This is a genomic window from Burkholderia sp. IT-111MI5 (genome assembly GCF_949752865.1).
Taxonomy (GTDB): domain Bacteria; phylum Pseudomonadota; class Gammaproteobacteria; order Burkholderiales; family Burkholderiaceae; genus Burkholderia; species Burkholderia pyrrocinia_C.
Map to the genome: position 1 here is coordinate 212537 of NZ_CATKIF010000073.1, position 19191 is coordinate 231727.

Genomic DNA, 19191 nt, shown 5'->3' on the forward strand with positions numbered 1-19191 from the left:
ATTTCAAGAGGATTCCTATGAATGTGAAGCATTGGATGGCCGTGGCGTCGCTCGCGCCCGTGCTGGCTGCGTGCGGCGGCGACGGCGACCCGCCGCCCGCGCCGGTGGTCCGGCTGTGCCCGCAGGCGATCGACTACAACACGGTGTTCATCGGCGGCTCCGGGTCGGGCGAGCTCGTGAAAGTGCAGCTCGACACCACGAAGATGACGTTCCGGATGACCTACCTCGCATCGCCGGTGCCGACTGCCGCGGGCACCGTGCAGCCGACGCGCGACACGGCGCCGGCCAACGTCGTCGACGGCACGCTGGCCGACGAAACGGGCTTGCCGACGGTGAAGCTGAACCAGTGCACGTTCCGGATGCAGAACGCGAGCCTCGATCCCGGCCGGCCCGCGCGGCTGTTCCTCGGAGAAGGCGTGCTGGGCGGCGCGATTCCTGGTGCGACGATCCAGTTCGACGGCGTGATCGGCGTCGGCAAGATTCCGAAGACGACGTTCCCGTATTACCCGTTCATCAGCTTCTCGTCGCTGGAGACCGACCTGACGAAGATCGCCGGCACCTACAACCAGCTCGGTTATCACCAGGTTCCGTCGCAGAACTTCCAGCCGGTGGCGCTCGATCAGAAGGTGACGATCAACGCGGACGGCAGCTACGTCGAGACCGACAACTTCGGCAAGAAGAACGGCGGGCAGCCGCTTGCATCGAGCACGACCGTGAACCAGCCGTTCACGCTGCGTCCGGATGCGCCGGCGTTCCAGTCGCTCAACTACCAGCCGCAGATTCCACCGACGCTCGCCGCGCTCGATCCGGCGAAGGCCGGCAAGGGGATCCTGATCGTCGGCAAGCTGCGCAACCAGCTCGTGCCGATCTTCATCCGCACCGGCGCCGCGAACGCGGACCTCACGCAGGGCCCGCCGAGCGCGGACGACGAATCGGGCATCTCGTTCCTGAGCCCGCAGACGGCGATTGCGCCCGGCTCGCAGAACGGCGAGTACACGGGTGTCGACAGCGCGTTCAACTATCGCGCGACCGCGCTCGTCGGCGCGCAGGCCACGCTGCTCGATCCGTTCAACGCGTCGCAGGCCGCGCTCACGCGCGCACTGAACCTCGACTTCACGCAGAAGGTGCCGGGTGTCGTGACGACCGTGCATGCGGATGCTGCGTCGGGGCCGGCGACCGGAAAGTTCGTGTTCACCGGCGGCGTATTCGGGTTCCTCGACATGGCCGATACGAGCAATCCGTACTTCACGGTCGGCGCGTTCGTGCAGTGACCACACCCGGACGGAGACACGGCGGCGTCGCGCGCGGATGCGCGGCGCCCGGACAGAATGAGAGGGGAGACTTCATGAAGAAGCTGATTGTCGCGGGTGTCGTCGCAGGCGTGTCGACACTCGCATCGGCCCAGCAGGCGGGCGACAACGTCGCGACGCTGGGCTGGCTGCACATCATGCCGCAGGATTCGACCAATGGCCTGACGACGAATCTCGCGAACATGCCGATCAACGGGCCGCTGCGGCTGCCCGGGTCGTTCACGTCGCCGGGCACGAGCCTGACGGTCAACAACGCCGATACGGTCGGCCTCACGCTCACGCACTTCTTCACCGACCATATCGCGGTGACGTCGGTGCTCGGCGTGCCGCCCGAGTTCACGCTGACCGGGCACGGCGTGATCCGGCCGCCGGGCCCGGCCGGCTCGCTCGGTTCGGTCGACATGGACAAGACGTCGAACCAGCCGGCCGTGAAGAACGCGCGGCAGTGGAGCCCCACGATCATTCTGCAGTACTACTTCAATGCGCCGACGGCGAAGTTCCGCCCGTTCGTCGGGATCGGCGTGGCCTACAGCTGGTTCAGCAACATCGAGCTGAACGGCAACTTCGCGAAGGACATCAACGAGAACCTCGGCAGCGTACTCGCGGCCGGCGCCGGCAAGCCGGGGGCGACGTCGGTGGAGGGCAAGGCGTCGTCGTCGTTCACGCCGGTCTACAACGTCGGCGCGAGCTATGCGATCGACAAGCACTGGGGGCTCACCGCGACGCTGACCTACATGCCGCTGAAGACGTACTCGTCGCTCGTGATCAAGGCGGCCGACGGTTCGACGCTCGCGACCACGCGCACGCGGCTGAAGGCCGATCCGCTGATCACGTTCGTCGGGATTTCCTACAAGTTCTGAGCCGACCGGCGCGCATGACGCGTGCCGGCGGCTTCCTGCGACCGGCTGGCCGGGCTCTTTCGGCCGGACGGTTGCGTTCCTGGCGGCGTGCCGCCATTTGTGAAGAGAGGGGGCAGTTCAAATGAGCATTCGCAAAATCGTATCGCTTGTTGCTGCAGTGGCATTCACCGCGGTTTCGGCCGCGCCTGCTTTCGCGGTCACCGTTTCGCGCGCTGACGGGCAGCCGATGAACCCGAACGGCGAGCCGTTCTCCGTATCGGGGCTCACGACGCTCAGCAAGGGATCGATCAGCGCAAACTGTACCGCGACGTTCAACGGGACGATCACGTCGACCGGCATCGTCCACATCACGTCGACGCAGTTCGCCGGAGGCGCCACGTGCGGACTGATCAGCGGCAGCGCGAGCAGCACGTCGCCGTGGACGGGCCAGGCCGACAGCACGACGCAGTTGTCGATCAACAACGTGCAGGTGAACGTCGCGCTGCTCGGCGCGTGCGGCCCGAGCAAGGTGGTAACGGCTTGGAACGACCCGAACTCGTCGCTGACGTTCAATAACGCTGCATTGACGCCGAATTGCACGGTGTCCGGCACGGTCACGACGTCGCCGAAGTTCCACGTGCAGTAAGCGTCGCGGATCGAAGCGGGGCGTCCGCCGTGCGCGAGGGCCGCGCGGCATGCGCGGCGGGTGTCCGCAGCTTCGATGCATTCGTGCCGTCGCGCGTATCGGCGCGACGGCCGATGGGCCGCCCGTGTCGCGATCCGATGCGGGCGGACCTGCAAGGTCGGCACGGTGTACCGCGCGGACCGAAACAACATTATTCCAATTGGCCAGAACACTCCCGGACGACCCATGCTCACCGACCCAGCGAAGTATGGTGATGCCCGCGGCGCGACGCCTGACCGGCTGCGCACGGCCGCGTGGCTGCAGTACCTGATCGAACATCTCGACGCCGCCGCTTGCGCGCCGGCGGCGGGCGACGCCGGCGACACGACCGTCGTCGCGTCATACGCGATACGCATGCGGGTGGGCGCGAGCCTGTCTCGTGACGCAGCGGCCGTTCTTCACGGGCTTGCGCCGTGGATCGCAACGGATGGCGGCGGCTGCGCTTGCGACCCGACCGACCCGCTCGGCGCATGCTCGCATGTGCCGTCCGCGCAGCAGCTTGCCGAAGCCGAACGCCGTTGCCCCGGCTCGAGCGCAGTGTTCGACGCGGCGCACGGCGTGATCGACGCGTGCGCATTCGACGATCAAGATGTCGGCTGGGCCGCGCTCGCGCGGATTGCCGGCGGTGTCGAATGCAACGGCGCAGACGTTGGCGAACGTACCGCACATGAAAGAGAAGAGCAGGGTGAGACGCCGCCTGCGAAGAACCTGAGAGAAAAGCTGGCCGTCGTTGCGGCGACGACTGCGGAAACATCGGCCCGTCCCGGCGCCATCATCGACGCGATCGTGCTGCGCGTGTGGGGCCCGCGCGACGATGCATCACGCATCGACGAGATGGCCGCGCTCGCGATGTTCTCGGCCGCGCTCGCCGCCGGCAACGGGATTTCCGTTGCCGCGTACGGCGGTCAGCACAACCTCGTCGCGCGGGCGATCCGTGTGCATCGCGCCGATCTCGCGTCGGTGGACGGGTTGCTTGCCGCGCTGTCCGTGTGCCGGCTCGATCGACTCGTCGGCGCGGGCAGCTTCTGGGCGTACTACCTGCTGGCGGGCATCGTGATCGCCGCGCCGGACGCGGTGCGGGAAATCGGCGGTCGTTTTCATGGCGATACATGGCAGGCGTGGCTCGATCACGTGCTCGCGTGGCCGGCGGTCAGCCGCTTCGGGCCGAAGGAGGATGTCGCGTTCGATCACCTGCGCGACGCGATGAGCCTGACGTCGCGATGGAACCCGATCGTCCGCGCAAAGCGGATGCGGACGCGGGCCGTGGCGACGGCCCGGTTCGGCGAAGACGCAGAGAAGGCCCGCTGACACTCGGCTTTGCCGACATGAAACGACATGACCTGCGCGCGAGCACCCGCTCGCGCTGAAATACGGCACCCCATTCGCGCGCGCGAGTGGGGCATGAAGCAGCGGCGCCCCTCGTCGTCACGCACGGTCGGCGTCTCCCGCCGACCGCGCGCCATGCCACCCTGACTGACAGCGCGGCGGCAGCAGATCCGAGCCGCATCGACCGGACGCAGTATGATTCCGCAGGCAATGCCGGCGATCGATTCGGGGTACCCGACCGCCCGCACCGCCGAAGATCCGCCAAGCTTGTTGAAAGCCGGACGCGAGACGCAGTCGCGTGAGAGCGCCGCTGCCGAACCCGCGTCCGGATCACCTTCATCGAAACGGTCAGTCAGATGTCAAAGCACAACAAAAAAATTCTTCTCCTGAGCGTCAGCGCGGGCGCCGGGCATACCCGCGCGGCCGAAGCGATCCGCGCATTCGCCGGCAGCCATCCCGCCGGCATCGAAGCCACGCACCTGGACGTGATGGATTTCGTGTCCACCGGCTTTCGCAAGCTGTACACCGACCTCTACATCAAGCTCGTCAGCAGCCAGCCGGCGCTGTGGGGCTACCTGTACCAGAAGACCGACGAGGTCGATCCCGCCGCGCCGTCGCAGAAAATTCGGCGTGCGATCGAGCGGCTCAATTGCCGGCAGCTGCTCGCGGAAATCGGACGGCAGCGCCCGGACGCGATCATCTGCACGCACTTCCTGCCGGCCGAACTGCTGTCGCGCGAGATCCGCAAGGGGCGCGTCGACACGCCGGTGTGGGTGCAGGTCACCGATTTCGACCTGCACAGCATGTGGGTCGTGCCGAACATGCGCGGCTACTTCGCGGCCAACGACGAGATCGCGTGGCGCATGCACGCGCGCGGCATGGCGCCTGAAACGGTGCATGTCAGCGGCATCCCGATCATGCCGGCGTTCGGCCAGCCGCTTGACCGCGCGGCCTGCGCGGCCGAATTCGGCCTCGATCCCGCGCGACCGACGTTCCTGATGATGTCCGGTGGTGCGGGCCTCGGCGGACTCGACGTGCTGGCGACGCGGCTGCTGGAGATGGACGCCGATTTCCAGTTGATCGCGCTGGCCGGCAAGAACCAGGCGATGCTGGCGTCGCTGCAGGCGCTCGCTGCGCGGCATCCGGGCCGGCTCTTTCCGCAGGGCTTCACGCAGCAGGTCGAACGCCTGATGGCCTGTGCCGACCTCGTCATCACGAAGCCGGGCGGCCTGACGACGTCCGAATGTCTCGCGATGCAGCTGCCGATGATCGTCAACTCGCCGATTCCGGGCCAGGAAGAGCGCAATGCGGATTTCCTGCTCGAACAGGGCGTTGCGCTGAAGGCCATCGACGACGATGCGCTCGTCTACCGGATCCGCGCGCTGCTGCAGACGCCGGAGCGCCTGGCCGACATGCGCCGCCGCCTGGCCCCGCTCGGGCGGCCGCTGGCCGGACGCTTCGTGCTCGATCGCGTGCTTGGCCTGGAGCCTGCCGCATGAGCGTCGCGCGTTTTGTGCCGACGCGCCATACGTTGTTCGTCGTCGCGTGGGTCATGTTGCTCGCGTTCTTTTTCGCGAACGTCGAGATCCAGATCGAGGGCAGCGCGGGCTGGGCCGCCAACCTGCCGACCTGGCGCATCGACAAGCACTGGCTGCTCGATATCTTCTGGGGCGGGCGCCCGATGACCGGATACCACGCGTGGGTGTTCCCGTTCGTCGCGCTGTTCTTCCATCTGCCGCCCATCTTCAACGCGTGCTGGTCGTGGCGCATCGAAGCCCGCATCATCGCGTGCATCATGGTGTTCTGGCTGACCGAGGATTTTCTGTGGTTCGTGCTGAATCCGGCCTACGGCCTTGCCCGCTTCAACCCGGCGCACGTGCCTTGGCATGTCCACTGGCTGGGCGTGGCGCCTACCGACTACTGGACGATGAGCGCCGCCGCGATCGTCCTGTTCATCCTGTCGCGCGAGCGCAAGCGCGCATTCCACTGAACACCGAACCAACATGAAAATCGCCTTCATTGCCGCGATCGCCGTTACGCTTGCCGGGCTCGTGCAGCCGGCCCATGCGGACCCGGTGTCCGGCGTTTCCTCACGCCCGATCCAATGGGCGCAAAACATTGCCGATGCGCGCGTGAACAACCTGCATCGCATCACGCCGACGCTGTACCGCAGCGCGCAGCTTTCGCGGGAAGACGTGCCGGAATTGCAGAAGCTCGGCATCCGCAAGGTCATCAGCTTCCGCGCATTTCACGCGGACGACAGCATCCTGGCCGGCACGCAGATCACGATGCAGCGCATCCGGATCAATACGTGGTACATCCGCGACGAAGACATGGTCGCCGCGCTGAAGGCGCTGCGGACCGCCGACCAGGACGGTCCGGTGCTGATCCATTGCCAGCACGGCGCCGATCGCACCGGGCTCGTGTCGGCGCTGTACCGGATGGTGTACCAGGGCTGGACGCGCGAGCAGGCGCTCGACGAACTGCAGCACGGCGGCTACGGGTTCCATCCGATCTGGCAGAACATCACGAATTACCTGAAGCACGTCGACGTCGAGCATTTGCGGCAAGAGGTCAACAACGGTTGAGCCGGAAATGAAAAACGCCGCCGACGGTAATCGTCGGCGGCGTTTCTCGTGGGCGTTCGGGCAACGCGCCCGCAACCGTCAGACTGTCTCCGGCTGCCTTGCCGCCTTCGCGACGAAGTAACGCACGACGACGCACGCGAGCGGCTTCCTGCCGCGAATCTGAAGTGTGGTCATGATTGGCGCCTTGTGGCCCGACAGACTTCCTTTCATTCCAATCGCATTTCAGGACTCGTTCAATTTAATTCTTAAGGTATGCAGAACAAGATCGTCCCGGGTTGTTTCGCAAACGTTTGAGAGGGCGAGGATCCTTGGCCCCGAGCAGCGTTCTTGTCGTTCCATCCGCACGTGCGGGCGTCGACATCCACCAGTCCTGCAGTCTGGGCATGCCTTAGGCGAAGAGCGCCGCGCTCGCGGACATCTTTGCCTTCGAAGGTGCCAGCGGCATGAGCGAACCGACGAAGTACACGATCCGGTTCACCCATCCCGTGCACTCGTGCAACATGGGATCCGACCTCCGCACTGCCCCGGATAGTCCGCGCAGCCGGAGCGGTCTGATCGGCCGCTTCTTTGGCGTGGAGCTGCTTAACTCCATTATATTGTGGTTATTGTCGTAATTTTACCGATAAGGCGTGAAATTTAGGAATTACGCCTCTTGAGCCAAGGTGACGTTAATTCTATAATTTTGGGTGCTAACTGGCATAGAAGGGGGTAGATACACACTATGTTGGATTTAAGCTTTAGCAAACCGAGTGAGGTCGTCAAGCGCCTCTGCGATCGCTTGCGCACAGAGCGTTTGGCTCTGGGCATGACTCAGTCGGATCTGGCCGGGCGTGCCGGCATTGGGGCCAACACCGTGTCCAACCTGGAGGCCGGGCGCAATGTCGGCTTCGAGGCCGTGGTCCGGGTGGCGATGGCGCTCGGCCGAATCAAGGAGTTCGAAGGTCTGTTCCAGCCAAAGCTGGACAGCATCGAGGACATTCTGCGCTACGAGAAAACAGCCAAGCGCCTCCGTACAAGGAGGAAGTCCAGCAATGCCTGAGCAAGTGAATGTCTTCTACGAGGGCTGGGGGGAGCGATGGCATTGGGGCACGCTGGTCTCCACGACAGCCCTGACCGGTCGCCCACTGATCGTGTTCGAGTACAGCAACGAGGCCCGGCAAAGGGGCCTGGAGCTGTCTTCGTACACGCTGCCGCTGGAGGGCCCTCAGTTGCGGCGAGATTTCCCAGGCCATCAGTTGCAACTTCCGGGGCCTGTCTATGACGCCTTGCCAGACGGGTGGGGCATGCTGCTGATGGACCGTATGTTCAGGCGCCGTGGACTCAACACGGCCCGCATTGGCGCCCTGGAGCGGTTGGCCTATATCGGTAGCAACGCGATGGGGGCCATGACGTTTGAACCCGTCGCACCCGAAGGAGAGGCGCCGGACGTCCACATCCCGCTGGAACGGCTTGCTGCCGAAGTGCAGGAAGTGCTCCATGGTGAAGGTAGTGAGTTCCTGCAGACGTTGCTGCTGGTGGGCGGCTCGCCCCAAGGTGCAAGGCCCAAGGCCCTGGTCTATCGCGATCCGCAAACCGGTGGGCTTACCACGGCCGTCACGCCGGGCTTCGACGCCTGGCTGGTCAAGTTCCCGGGCGGAGAAGAGCATGCCGAGGTGTGCGCCATCGAGATGGTCTACGCCGAATGTCTGCGCAGATGTGGCATCGAGACCCCGGACACGCAGTACTTCGGTTTGCCCAATGGGCTGGCGGCGTTCGCCAGCAAGCGCTTTGATCGGCATGATGGATTGCGCGTCCCCATGCAGAGTCTCGCGGCGTTTACGGGGGCCGATTACCGGATTGCGGGGTCGTTGGACTACTTCAACTTCTTGCGGGCGACCCAGATCTGTACCAACGACGTGCGAGAGATGGGGAGGGCCTTCGAGCGCGCCGTCTTCAACGTCGCGTTCAACAACCGAGACGACCATCCCAAGAACTTCTCCTACGTCATGGCGCCAAATGGTCAGTGGAGACTGGCGCCGGCCTACGACGTGACCTTCTGCGAGGGACCCGGTGGATATCACCAAATGGACGTGATGGGTGAGGCACTGGAGATTTCCCGCGCGCACATGCTTCGGCTTGCCGAGGAAGCCGAAGTGCCCCAGGCCGTTGCCGGCAGAATGATTGACGGCATTTGCGAAGTGGCCAGCCAATTCTCGGACATGGCCGAGAACATGTACCCGCGGATTATTACTCGAGATACCTTGCGCACGATCCAAGGCCGCATCAACGAGAACGTTGCCCTGCTACGCCAGGGTCCCGCGGGCCGCGCTCACCGGTGAAGATGAACCGGCCGGCGAACGGTTCAGAAGTCCTCCAGCCGTTCAAAACGCGTGCGCCCGCGAACTCATCCGGCCGATGTGATCACATGGCTGCAAGTCGGGAACTCGCTTCCGCGCAAGTCACCGTAAAAGAAACGAAAACGCCGCCAACCATCACTGCCGGCGGCGTTTCGTCAGTATGCCGATGAGCGGGCAGCACGCCCGCCGTCGTCAAACCGTCTCCGGCTGCCTCACGGCCTTCGCGACATCGCGCGCGAGCGCGCCGTTCGCGACGAAGTAAGGCACGTCGACGCGCGCGAGCGGCTGCTTCCCACGAATCTTGTCGGCGATCTTTTCCGCGATCATGATCGTCGGCGCGTTCAGGTTGCCGGTCGTGATGATCGGCATGATCGATGCATCGACGACGCGCAGGCCTTCCAGCCCGTGCACGCGACCCTCTTCGTCGACCACCGCCATGTCGTCGTAACCCATCTTGCACGAGCACGACGGATGGAACGCGGTCTCCGCACGAGCACGCACGAACGTGTCGAGCTCCTTGTCGCTCTTGCAGTCGGCGCCCGGGTTCAGCTCGCGGCCGCGATAGCGGTCGAGCGCGGGCTGCCGCATGATCTCGCGCGTCGCGCGGATCGCATCGCGGAACTCGCGCCAGTCGAGCGCTTCGGCCATGTAGTTGAACAGGATGCTCGGATGCTGGTTCGGATCGCGCGAGCGCAGTTTCACGCGGCCGCGGCTCGGCGAGCGCATCGAGCCGACGTGCGCCTGGAAGCCGTGCATCTCGATCGCGTTCGAGCCGTTGTAGTTGATCGCCACCGGCAGGAAGTGATACTGGATGTTCGGCCAGGGATCGTCGTCGCGCGTGCGGATGAAGCCGCCCGCCTCGAAGTGGTTGCTCGCGCCGAGGCCGGTGCCGTTCAGCATCCATTCGAGGCCGATCTTCGGCTGGTTCCACCACTTGAGCGCCGGGTACAGCGACACGGGCTCCTTGCACTCGTACTGGATGTACATCTCCAGGTGGTCCTGCAGGTTCTGGCCGACACCGGGCAGGTCGAGCACGACGGGAATGTCGAGTTCCTTCAGCCACGCGCCGGGGCCGACGCCCGAGCGCTGCAGCAGTTGCGGCGATGCGATCGCGCCGCTGCACACGAGCACTTCGCGGCGCGCATGCGCGGTCGCGCGCTCGCTGCCGCGCAGGTACGTGACGCCCGATGCGCGCTTGCCGTCGAACAGGATGCGGTCGGCGAGCGCGTGCGTGACGATCTCGAGGTTCGGCCGCGCACGCGCCTGGTCGAGATAACCGCGCGCGGTGCTCGCACGGCGGCCGCGCGGCGTGACGGTGCGGTCCATCGGGCCGAAGCCTTCCTGCTGATAGCCGTTCAGGTCGTCGGTGCGCGGATAACCGGCCTGCACGCCCGCGTCGACCATCGCCTCGAACAGCGGGTTCACGCCCGGCTTGCTGGTGGTGACCGACACGGGGCCGCTGCCGCCGTGATAGTCGTTCGGGCCGACGTCGCGCGTCTCGGCTTTCTTGAAGTACGGCAGGCAGTCGAGATACGTCCAGTTCTCGAGGCCCTTGTGCGTCGACCAGTTGTCGTAGTCGAGCGCGTTGCCGCGGATGTAGCACATGCCGTTGATCAGCGACGAGCCGCCGAGCCCCTTGCCGCGGCCGCATTCCATCCGGCGGTTGTCCATGTGCGGCTCGGGGTCGGTCTCGTACGCCCAGTTGTAGCGGCGGCCCTGCAGCGGATAGGCGAGGGCGGCCGGCATCTGCGTGCGGAAGTCGAAGCGGTAGTCGGGGCCGCCCGCTTCGAGCAGCAGCACCGTGACGTCCGGATCTTCCGTCAGGCGCGTTGCGAGCACGTTGCCCGCGGAACCTGCGCCGCAGATGATGTAGTCGTATTCGCGTGTCGTCATGACGGTCAATCTCCTTAAAACACCGGGTTATAGCGGCCGAGCTCGACCTGCACCGACTTGATCCGAGTGTAGTGCTCGAGCGTCGTGATGCCGTTCTCGCGTCCGACACCGGATTGCTTGTATCCGCCAACCGGCATTTCGGCCGGCGATTCGCCCCATGTGTTGATCCAGCAGATGCCGGCTTCCAGGCGATGGATCGTGCGGTGCGCGCGCGACAGGTTCTCGGTCACGACGCCGGCCGCGAGGCCGTAGTGCGTGTCGTTCGCGCGAGCGATTACTTCGTCCTCCGATTCGAAATCGAGGATGCTCATCACCGGCCCGAAGATTTCCTCGCGAACGATCTTCATGTCGTCGCGGCAATCGCCGAACACCGTCGGCGCGACGTACTGGCCGCTGCCGAAGTGGCCGTCGGTCAGGCGCGTGCCGCCTGCCAGCAGCTTCGCGCCTTCGGTCTTGCCGCTTTCGATGAAGCCGAGCACCTTGTCGAGCTGCGCGGCCGACACGAGCGGGCCGAAGTTGGTATCGGCATCGGTCGGCTTGCCGACGCGGATGCGCTTCACGCGTTCGAGCACGCGCTGCGTAAACGCGTCCTTGATCGAGCGGTGCACGAACACGCGCGTGCCGTTCGTGCAGACCTGGCCCGAGCTGAAGAAGTTGGCGGTCACCGCGATGTCGGCCGCGCGGTCGAGGTCCGCATCGTCGAACACGATCAGCGGCGACTTGCCGCCGAGTTCCATCGTCACTTCCTTCAGCGACGATGCGCCGGCCAGCGACATCACCTTCTTGCCCGTCTCGACGCCGCCCGTGAACGACACCTTCGCGATGTCAGGGTGGCCCGTGAGCAGCGCGCCGACGGAACCGTCGCCCTGCACGACGTTGAACACGCCGGCCGGCACGCCGGCTTCCGTATAGATTTCCGCGAGCTTCAGCGCGGTCAGCGGCGTGACTTCGCTCGGCTTGAACACCATCGCGTTGCCGGCCGCGAGCGCGGGCGCCGTCTTCCAGCACGCGATCTGGATCGGGTAGTTCCATGCGCCGATGCCCGCGCACACGCCGAGCGGTTCACGGCGCGTGTAGACGAACGAATCGGCGCGTAGCGGCACCTGCAGCCCTTCGATCGCGGTCGCGAGGCCCGCGTAATACTCGATCACGTCCGCGCCGGTGACGATGTCGACCGCGAGCGTCTCGCCGATCGGCTTGCCGGTGTCGCGCGTTTCCAGCGCCGCGAGCTCGTCGTTGCGCTCGCGCAGCAGGTCGACCGCGCGGCGCAGGATGCGCGAGCGCTGCATCGCGGTCATCGCGGCCCATTCGCGCTGGCCTTCCTGCGCGGACGCAACCGCGCGGTCGACGTCGGCCGCGCTCGCCTGCTGCACCTGCGCGAGCAGTTCGCCGGTGGCGGGATCGAAGGTGTCGAAAGTCTTGCCGCTCGTGGCGTCGACGTAACCGCCGCCGATGTAGAGGCGCTGCAAACCGAATACGGACATGAGGATCTCCTTGAGGGCGACTGTGTGCGCGTCAGTCGGACGCGAGCAGCAGGTCGATGTAATCGTGGGCGAGCTTCAGCGTCGCCCGGGTGTCGATGGGGCCGCCGGCGAGCGCGCCGCGCAGCCACAGGCCGTCGATCAGCGCGGCGAGGCCGCTGGCGGCTTCGCGCGCCTTCGTGCGCGGCAACGCCTTCGCGAATTCCGCGCACAGGTTCGAATGGAGGCGCCGCGTATTGACGTGCTGCAGGCGCTTGAGCATCGGGTCGTGCATGCTCTGCGACCAGAACGCGAGCCACGTCTTCATCACGGGCGCGCTGACCTGCGTCTCGTCGAAGTTCGCGGCGACGACTGCACGCAGCCGCGAACGCGGATCCTTGCGCGCCGCCGCGCGGCGGCGCGTGGTGGCCGACCACAGGTCGCGCAGCACGTGCCGCATCGTCGCTTCGAGCAGGCCGTCCTTGTCGCCGAAGTAGTGGCTGACGATGCCCGTCGAGATCTTCGCGCGTTGTGCGACCGATGCGAGCGTCGTGCCGGGCAGGCCCGCTTCGTCGATCGAACGCAGCGTGGCGTCGATCAACTGTGCGCGGCGTATCTCCCGCATTCCGACTTTCGGCATCGCGACTCCCTTCGCCCGGACGGGCCATCCATGGAAGTCGAGAGCTTAGCGGTTTTTTATTGAACGATCAATCAACAAAAAATCGGGGTCTGACGATGGCAGGGTGTTCTGCAGGGGGACGGATCGATCGCTTGCCGCGATGTGCGAATGCGGAAAAACGAATTGAAAGAAGGTTAATTAAGCTGGAGTTTGTTTAAAACGGTTTGTGAAAAGATGGTGCAATGCACCGGAAAATTTCCAGTAGCGTTTCTATTACAAAACGAAAGAGTATGGATGCCTGTAATATTCTTCACGATGTGGAATGGCGGGTGCGGATGGTGAAGATAGGCAAATTCCGGAAATCCGTTTAAATCAGTCGATTTAAATGACGTATCGTATTGAATTTGAAGGAAAATATACGATTAATTTTCGCCGGAGAGGATGCCTCGCAAACGATTGCCAGTGCTTTTGTGGCGATCCCTCATACCATATAAATTGATAAAAAAATTTGAATCCGATGTATTCCCGGGGCGAATAGAGGGAATCGTTGGAGTGACTTGAGTCAGTAATATTGTCCGTATTAGTATGGCGCCGCACTACGAGGAATGAATGGGCGCCGCCGGTATTTGCCGCGGTGCGTCGGCAATGGGCGCGGCGACAGGTCGCGCCAGGGCCGGCACCCGCCATTGCGCACCTGCAGCATGCCGCGACGTCGAGACGCCGCATCCACCGGAGAACGACGATGCCGACCGAAAAACACGTGGTCCCGCTGCCGAATGGTCTGAAGGTCTACGTCGAACGGAACGTGTTCGACCCGGCGTTCGACACTGCGATGCTCGTCAACGGCGCGCTCGCGACGACCGCGTCGTTCGGGCAGACCGTCCAGTATCTGGGCGAGCGGATGAACACGATCTGCTTCGACCTGCCGTACGCGGGGCAGTCGCGCCAGCACAATCCGGGCTGCTTCATCCTGACCAAGGACGACGAAGCCGCGATCCTCCAGCATCTGGTCGAGCGCTTCGCGCCGGCATTCCTCGTGTCGGTGTCGTGGGGCGGCGTCGCATCGCTGTTCGCGCTCGCGCGCGGCTGCCCGAGCGTGCGGCGCGCGGCGATCTGCTCGTTCTCGCCGTTCCTGAACGACGCGATGGTCGACTACGTGACGCGCGCACGCGATCACATCGCGGCCGGCGAGAACCTGAAGGCCGCGCAGCTGCTGAACGACACCGTCGGCCGCTACCTGCCGCGCATCATGAAGCTGTACAACTACCGGTATCTCACGCGCCTGCCGCGCGACGAGCAGGACCAGGTCGCGTTCCACGTCGACCAGATCCTGTCGCTGCAGCCCGAGCGCTACTTCAGCGAATTCTCGAACATCGGCTGCGAGCTGCTGTTCCTGAACGGCGAGCGCGACGAATACACGACGCCGGCCGATGTTCGCCAGCTCGGTGCGCACGTGTCGCGCGCGCGGTTCGCGACGGTGCCGGACGCCGGCCATTTCCTCGACATCGAAGGCCGCGCGCAGCGCGAACACACGCGTGCGGCGCTGCTCGACTTCTTCTGCGACGGGTCGCCCGTCGCGGCCGGCATCGCGCACGCCGCCGCGCATGCGTGCGTGCCCGCGCCGCTGCACGCGCTGTCGTCGTGACGCCGCACGTCGTGCCGCGGGCCCGGCCCGCGCACCCGAATTCCCATCCCAACGAGGCAGGCCAGCCGTGAATATCGTTCAGACCATCGCCATCGTCGTTCCCTGGGCCGCATGGCTCGCGTACTGGATCGCCACGTCGCAGGGCGTGAAGACGACCGTGCGCAAGGAAGCGTCGCGCTCGCGCACGCTGCAGTCGATTCCGCTGATCGTCGGCGGCGCGCTGATCATCCTGCCCGATCCGTCCTGGCAGGCGCTCGTGCCGGACTGGCAGCGCTTCGGCCTGCAGGCACAGTGCGGGCTCGCGGTGCTGGTCGCGGGCCTGCTGTTCTCGGTGTGGGCGCGGCTGCATCTCGGTACGAACTGGAGCGTGTCGGTCACGCTGAAGGAAGACCACGAACTCGTGCGCACGGGGCCGTACGCGCTCGTGCGTCACCCGATCTACACGGGCTGCCTGCTCGCGCTCGTCGGCGCCGCGCTGATCGGCGGCGAATGGCGCGGCGCGATCGGCGTGCTGCTCGTGTTCGCGTCGCTTGCGTACAAGGTGCGCGTCGAGGAGAGCTGGCTGACCGGGTATTTCGGGTCGGCGTACACGCAGTACCGCCGCGAGGTCGCGGCGCTGATTCCCGGTTTCTACTGATACCGCGAGGCGCGCGATGGCGAAGATGATCGTGACCGCGATCGGCTCGGCGGGCGACGTGCATCCGTTGCTCGGCGTCGCGCGCACGCTCGCGGCGCGCGGTCACGCCGTCGTGTTCTGCACGCACGCGCCGTTCGAGGCGGCCGTGCGCCGTTGCGGTTTCGCATTCGTGCCGGTCGGCACTGCGGCCGAATACGAGGCCGCGATGGCGAACCCCGCGCTGTGGGATCCGCGCACGTCGTTCCGCACGCTGTGGCAGGTGATCGCGCCGATGCTGCGCCCGCATTACGACGCGCTGCATGCGCTGACCGACGACGATACGGTGCTCGTCGGCACGCTGTGGGCGTTCTCCGCGCGCTTCATGCAGGAGCTGCACGGCACGCCTTACGTGTCGGTGCAGGTGTCGCCGTCGACGCTGCTGTCCGCGCATGCACCGCCGACGCACCCGCGCCTGACGATTCCCGCGCGCTGGCCGCTGCCGGTGAAGGCGGCGCTGATGACGCTGATCGAGCGGCAGGTGCTCGACCGCGTATGCGGCCCCGCGCTCGACGCGGTGCGCCGCGAACTCGGGCTCGCGCCCGCGCGGCGCGTGCTCGGCCGCTGGCTGCATTCGACCGACGGCGTGCTGTGCCTGTTTCCCGGCTGGTTCGCGCCGCCGCAGCCCGACTGGCCGTCGAATCATCTGCAAAGCGGTTTTCCGTTGTTCAACGACATCGCGGCGCCTGACGAAGATGCGGAACTCGATGCGTTTCTTGCGGCCGGCGAGCCACCGGTCGTGTTCACGGCCGGCTCGACGCTCGTCGATCACGCGACGTATGCGCGCGCGGTGGCGGACGCGCTGCGCGCGACGGGCGCGCGCGGGATCCTGTTGACGCCGCACGATACCGCGCCGGACGGCAACCGGTTGCTCGTGCGCCGCTTCGTGCCGATGCGCACGCTGCTGCCGCGTTGCCGCGCGCTCGTGCATCACGGCGGGATCGGCACCGCGGCGCTCGCGTACGAGGCCGGGATCGTGCAGGTCGTGACGCCGTTCGCGCACGACCAGTTCGACAACGCGCAACGCGTCGCGGTGAGCGGCTGCGGCGTGCGCGTCGACGGTCCCGTCGACGGCGCGCGTCTCGGCGCGGCGCTGGCGCACGTGCTGGACGAACCCGCATTCGCGGTGCATGCGGAGCGCGCGCGTGCGCTGCTCGCCGCCGCACCGGACGGCTGTGATGCGGCCGCCGATTTCATCGAACGGTTCGCGCCGAAGCGCGGGCGGGCGACCGCGCGGGCCGATGTCGCGGTGGCCGGCGCATGAGCACCGCGTCGCCGCTTCGCGATGCGCCCGGCGCGCCGTCCGCATTCGACGCGCCGGCCCTGGCGCCAGCGCCGGCCGCGCAGCCGGTGCGCGGCATCCGGCTCGCGCTGCTGACGTTCGCGCTGTCGCTCGCGACCTTCATCGAGGTGCTCGACTCAACCGTGACGAACGTCGCGGTGCCGGCGATTTCCGGCAGTCTCGGCGTATCGAACAGCCAGGGCACGTGGGTGATCAGCTCGTATTCGGTCGCGGCCGCGATCGCGGTGCCGCTGACCGGCTGGCTCGCGCGCCGCGTCGGCGAATTGCGGCTGTTCGTCGGCGCGGTGCTGCTGTTCACGCTGACGTCGCTGCTGTGCGGGCTCGCGCGTGACCTGCATGTGCTGGTGATCTGCCGCGCGCTGCAAGGGCTGTGCTCGGGGCCGATGGTGCCGCTGTCGCAGACGATCCTGCTGCGCACGTTCCCGCCGGACAAGCGCACGATCGCGCTCGCGCTGTGGGCGATGACGGTGCTGCTTGCGCCGATCTTCGGGCCGGTGGTCGGCGGCTGGATCGTCGACAACTTCTCGTGGCCGTGGATCTTCCTGATCAATTTGCCGATCGGGTTGTTCTCGTTCGCGGTGTGCACCGCGATGCTGCGCCCCGACGCGCAGCGCGGCGCGGCCGGCCCGATCGACGTGCCGGGCATCGTGCTGCTGGTGATCGGCGTCGGCTCGCTGCAGGCGATGCTCGATCTCGGCCACGATCGCGGCTGGTTCGATTCGCCGCTGATCGTCACGCTCGCGGTGGTCGCGGCGCTCGCGATCGTGTCGCTGCTGATCTGGGAGGCGGGTGAAGCGCACCCCGTCGTCGATCTCGGCCTGTTTCGCGACCGCACGTTCTCGTTCTGCGTGCTGATCATCTCGCTCGGGATGATGAGCTTCTCGGTGGTCGGCGTCGTGTTCCCGCTGTGGATGCAGGCCGTGATGGGCTACAACGCGTTTCACGCCGGGCTCGCCACGGCATCGCTCGGCGTGCTCGCGCTCGTGTTCTCGATCCTCGTCGGGCTGCATGCGCACCGCTTCGACGCGCGCGTGCTCGCGACGTTCGGCTTCCTCGTGTTCGCGGCCGTGCTCGCGTGGGACGCGCATTTCACGCTGAAGATGACGTTCGCGCAGATCGCCGCGCCCGGCCTGATCCAGGGGATCGGGCTGCCGTGCTTCTTCATTCCGCTGACCGCCGCGACGCTGTCGCGGATTCCGGACGACCGGCTCGCCGCTGCGTCGAGCCTGTCGAACTTCCTGCGCACGCTGTCGGCCGCGTTCGGCACCGCGATGAGCGTGACGCTGTGGGACAACCGTGCGACCTATCACTACGACGTCGTGTCGCAATCCGTCACGCATGCGTCGGCGAACACGCAGCGCTTCGTGCACACGCTGAACGCGATGGGCGTGGACGGCGTGCGCGAGCTGACGACGCTGCACCAGGTCGTGATGCAGCAGGCTTACATGATGGCGACGAACGACATGTTCTGGATGGCGAGCATGACCTGCCTCGTGCTCGCCGCGATGATGTGGCTGACGCGGCCGAAGCGCGGCGCGGCGGCGTCCTTCGGGCATTGAGGAGACGAACATGACGACACTCGGCGCACTCGTGATCCTGTATTACCCGAGCGATGCGCAGCTCGAAGCGCTTGGCGCGTGGCGGCACGCATGCGACGCGTTGCTCGTCGTCGACAACACGCCGCAGCCCGATGCGCGGGCGCGCGACCTGTGCGCGCGCGAAGGCATCGCGCTGCTGCATCACGGCAACCGCGGCGGGATCGCGGGCGCATACAACGCGGGGCTCGCGGCGCTGTTTCGCGACCGCATCGATGCGGTCGCGCTGTTCGACCAGGATTCGTCGGTGCCGGCCGCGTATTTCCCGGCGATGCGCGATGTCTGCGCGGGGCTCGCGGGGCGTGCATTCCTGGCCGGCCCGCGCATCTTCGACGAGAACGCGCGCAGCTTCCTGCCCGAACTCTCGACCAACGGGATCGGGCTGCGCCGCCTGCGCATCGAGCCGGGTGCACCGATGCAGCGCTGCGCGTTCCTGATCTCGTCGGGCTGCGTCGTATCGCGCGACGCGTTCGACGTGCTCGGCCGGTTCGACGAGACGCTGTTCATCGATCACGTCGATACCGAATACAGCTTCCGCGCACTGTCGCGCAACGTGCCGCTCTATGTCGTGCCGTCGCTGGTGCTGCCGCACCGGATCGGCGCGAAGCAGCGTCATGCGATCGGCCCTTTTGAAATGACGTCGATGAATCATTCGTGGCAACGGCGCTACTACAGCGCGCGCAATGCGGTGCAGCTCGGGATGCAGTACGGGCTGCGCTTTCCGGTGGCGATCGTGCCGAACCTGCTGACCGTGTGGCAGGTCGTGCAGATCGCGCTCGTCGAGCGCGACAAGCGCGCGAAGCTCGCCGGCATCCTGTTCGGTGTCGCCGATGGCTTGTTCGGCCGGCTCGGTCCGCTCGAACGCACGCGGCCGCGGCTGGCCGCACGCGCGCAGCGCATTCAGCAGGGATGAGGGGCG

17 protein-coding genes are annotated in these 19191 nt (G+C 66.1%); 14 read left to right on the forward strand and 3 right to left on the reverse strand.

What is annotated here, in order from left to right; translation table 11 throughout:
* The first annotated feature begins 17 nt into the window (after positions 1–17).
* The 9 genes from ACM6JT_RS35360 to ACM6JT_RS35400 all read left to right on the forward strand — a co-directional run bounded on the left by ACM6JT_RS35360 (position 18) and on the right by ACM6JT_RS35400 (position 9066).
* A complete protein-coding gene (locus ACM6JT_RS35360) occupies positions 18–1271 on the forward strand; it encodes a DUF2957 domain-containing protein (protein WP_414858218.1) in 1254 nt (417 codons plus the stop codon).
* Positions 1272–1345: 74 nt separating this feature from the next.
* Positions 1346–2170 carry an OmpW/AlkL family protein gene (locus tag ACM6JT_RS35365; RefSeq protein ID WP_006752708.1) on the forward strand — a complete coding sequence of 275 codons (825 nt, stop codon included), beginning with the start codon at positions 1346–1348 and terminating at the stop codon, positions 2168–2170.
* Positions 2171–2291: 121 nt separating this feature from the next.
* Positions 2292–2795, forward strand: coding sequence for a hypothetical protein (locus ACM6JT_RS35370; RefSeq protein WP_034180772.1), 504 nt, complete (start codon positions 2292–2294; stop codon positions 2793–2795).
* 225 nt (positions 2796–3020) lie between these two features.
* Entirely contained in the window at positions 3021–4142 is a 1122-nt protein-coding gene (locus tag ACM6JT_RS35375; protein WP_414858219.1) for a hypothetical protein, read from the forward strand.
* 374 nt (positions 4143–4516) lie between these two features.
* The gene (locus ACM6JT_RS35380; RefSeq protein WP_414858220.1) at positions 4517–5659 is read left to right on the forward strand and encodes an MGDG synthase family glycosyltransferase; all 1143 of its coding nucleotides are present in this window, start codon (positions 4517–4519) and stop codon (positions 5657–5659) included.
* The gene (locus ACM6JT_RS35385) at positions 5656–6150 is read left to right on the forward strand and encodes a hypothetical protein (RefSeq protein WP_414858221.1); all 495 of its coding nucleotides are present in this window, start codon (positions 5656–5658) and stop codon (positions 6148–6150) included. The genes ACM6JT_RS35380 and ACM6JT_RS35385 overlap by 4 nt, the downstream gene beginning before the upstream one ends.
* Before the next feature lie 13 nt (positions 6151–6163).
* On the forward strand, positions 6164–6748 hold the full coding sequence (locus ACM6JT_RS35390) for a dual specificity protein phosphatase family protein (protein ID WP_034180768.1): 585 nt from the start codon (positions 6164–6166) through the stop codon (positions 6746–6748).
* 724 nt (positions 6749–7472) lie between these two features.
* Positions 7473–7787, forward strand: a complete 315-nt coding sequence (locus ACM6JT_RS35395; protein WP_347814854.1) for a helix-turn-helix domain-containing protein — start codon at positions 7473–7475, stop codon at positions 7785–7787.
* Positions 7780–9066, forward strand: a complete 1287-nt coding sequence (locus tag ACM6JT_RS35400; RefSeq protein ID WP_414858222.1) for a type II toxin-antitoxin system HipA family toxin — start codon at positions 7780–7782, stop codon at positions 9064–9066. The genes ACM6JT_RS35395 and ACM6JT_RS35400 overlap by 8 nt, the downstream gene beginning before the upstream one ends.
* 210 nt (positions 9067–9276) lie before the next feature.
* Here the strand turns inward: ACM6JT_RS35400 and betA are convergent, their stop codons facing one another.
* Genes betA through betI form a run of 3 tightly spaced genes read right to left on the reverse strand, consistent with a single transcriptional unit; the run spans position 9277 to position 13077 of the window.
* Positions 9277–10977: a choline dehydrogenase gene (betA, locus tag ACM6JT_RS35405; RefSeq protein WP_034180765.1), complete on the reverse strand. Its 1701-nt coding sequence runs from the start codon at positions 10975–10977 to the stop codon at positions 9277–9279.
* Positions 10978–10991: 14 nt separating this feature from the next.
* Positions 10992–12461: a betaine-aldehyde dehydrogenase gene (betB, locus tag ACM6JT_RS35410; protein ID WP_414858223.1), complete on the reverse strand. Its 1470-nt coding sequence runs from the start codon at positions 12459–12461 to the stop codon at positions 10992–10994.
* A gap of 31 nt (positions 12462–12492) precedes the next feature.
* Positions 12493–13077 (reverse strand): transcriptional regulator BetI, encoded by a 585-nt coding sequence (gene betI / locus ACM6JT_RS35415; protein ID WP_034180763.1) that lies wholly within the window; start codon positions 13075–13077, stop codon positions 12493–12495.
* Between the two features lie 721 nt (positions 13078–13798).
* Between betI and ACM6JT_RS35420 the strand changes: the two genes are divergently transcribed.
* From ACM6JT_RS35420 to ACM6JT_RS35440, 5 genes are all read left to right on the forward strand, one after another.
* The gene (locus ACM6JT_RS35420) at positions 13799–14701 is read left to right on the forward strand and encodes an alpha/beta fold hydrolase (protein ID WP_105391717.1); all 903 of its coding nucleotides are present in this window, start codon (positions 13799–13801) and stop codon (positions 14699–14701) included.
* A gap of 67 nt (positions 14702–14768) precedes the next feature.
* A complete protein-coding gene (locus ACM6JT_RS35425; RefSeq protein ID WP_034180761.1) occupies positions 14769–15338 on the forward strand; it encodes a methyltransferase family protein in 570 nt (189 codons plus the stop codon).
* A gap of 16 nt (positions 15339–15354) precedes the next feature.
* On the forward strand, positions 15355–16638 hold the full coding sequence (locus ACM6JT_RS35430; RefSeq protein WP_414858224.1) for a glycosyltransferase: 1284 nt from the start codon (positions 15355–15357) through the stop codon (positions 16636–16638).
* Positions 16635–18236, forward strand: coding sequence for a DHA2 family efflux MFS transporter permease subunit (locus ACM6JT_RS35435; protein WP_243565640.1), 1602 nt, complete (start codon positions 16635–16637; stop codon positions 18234–18236). Before ACM6JT_RS35430 ends, ACM6JT_RS35435 begins: the two co-directional genes overlap by 4 nt.
* A gap of 10 nt (positions 18237–18246) precedes the next feature.
* A complete protein-coding gene (locus tag ACM6JT_RS35440) occupies positions 18247–19185 on the forward strand; it encodes a glycosyltransferase family 2 protein (protein ID WP_414858225.1) in 939 nt (312 codons plus the stop codon).
* The last annotated feature ends 6 nt before the right edge of the window (positions 19186–19191 follow it).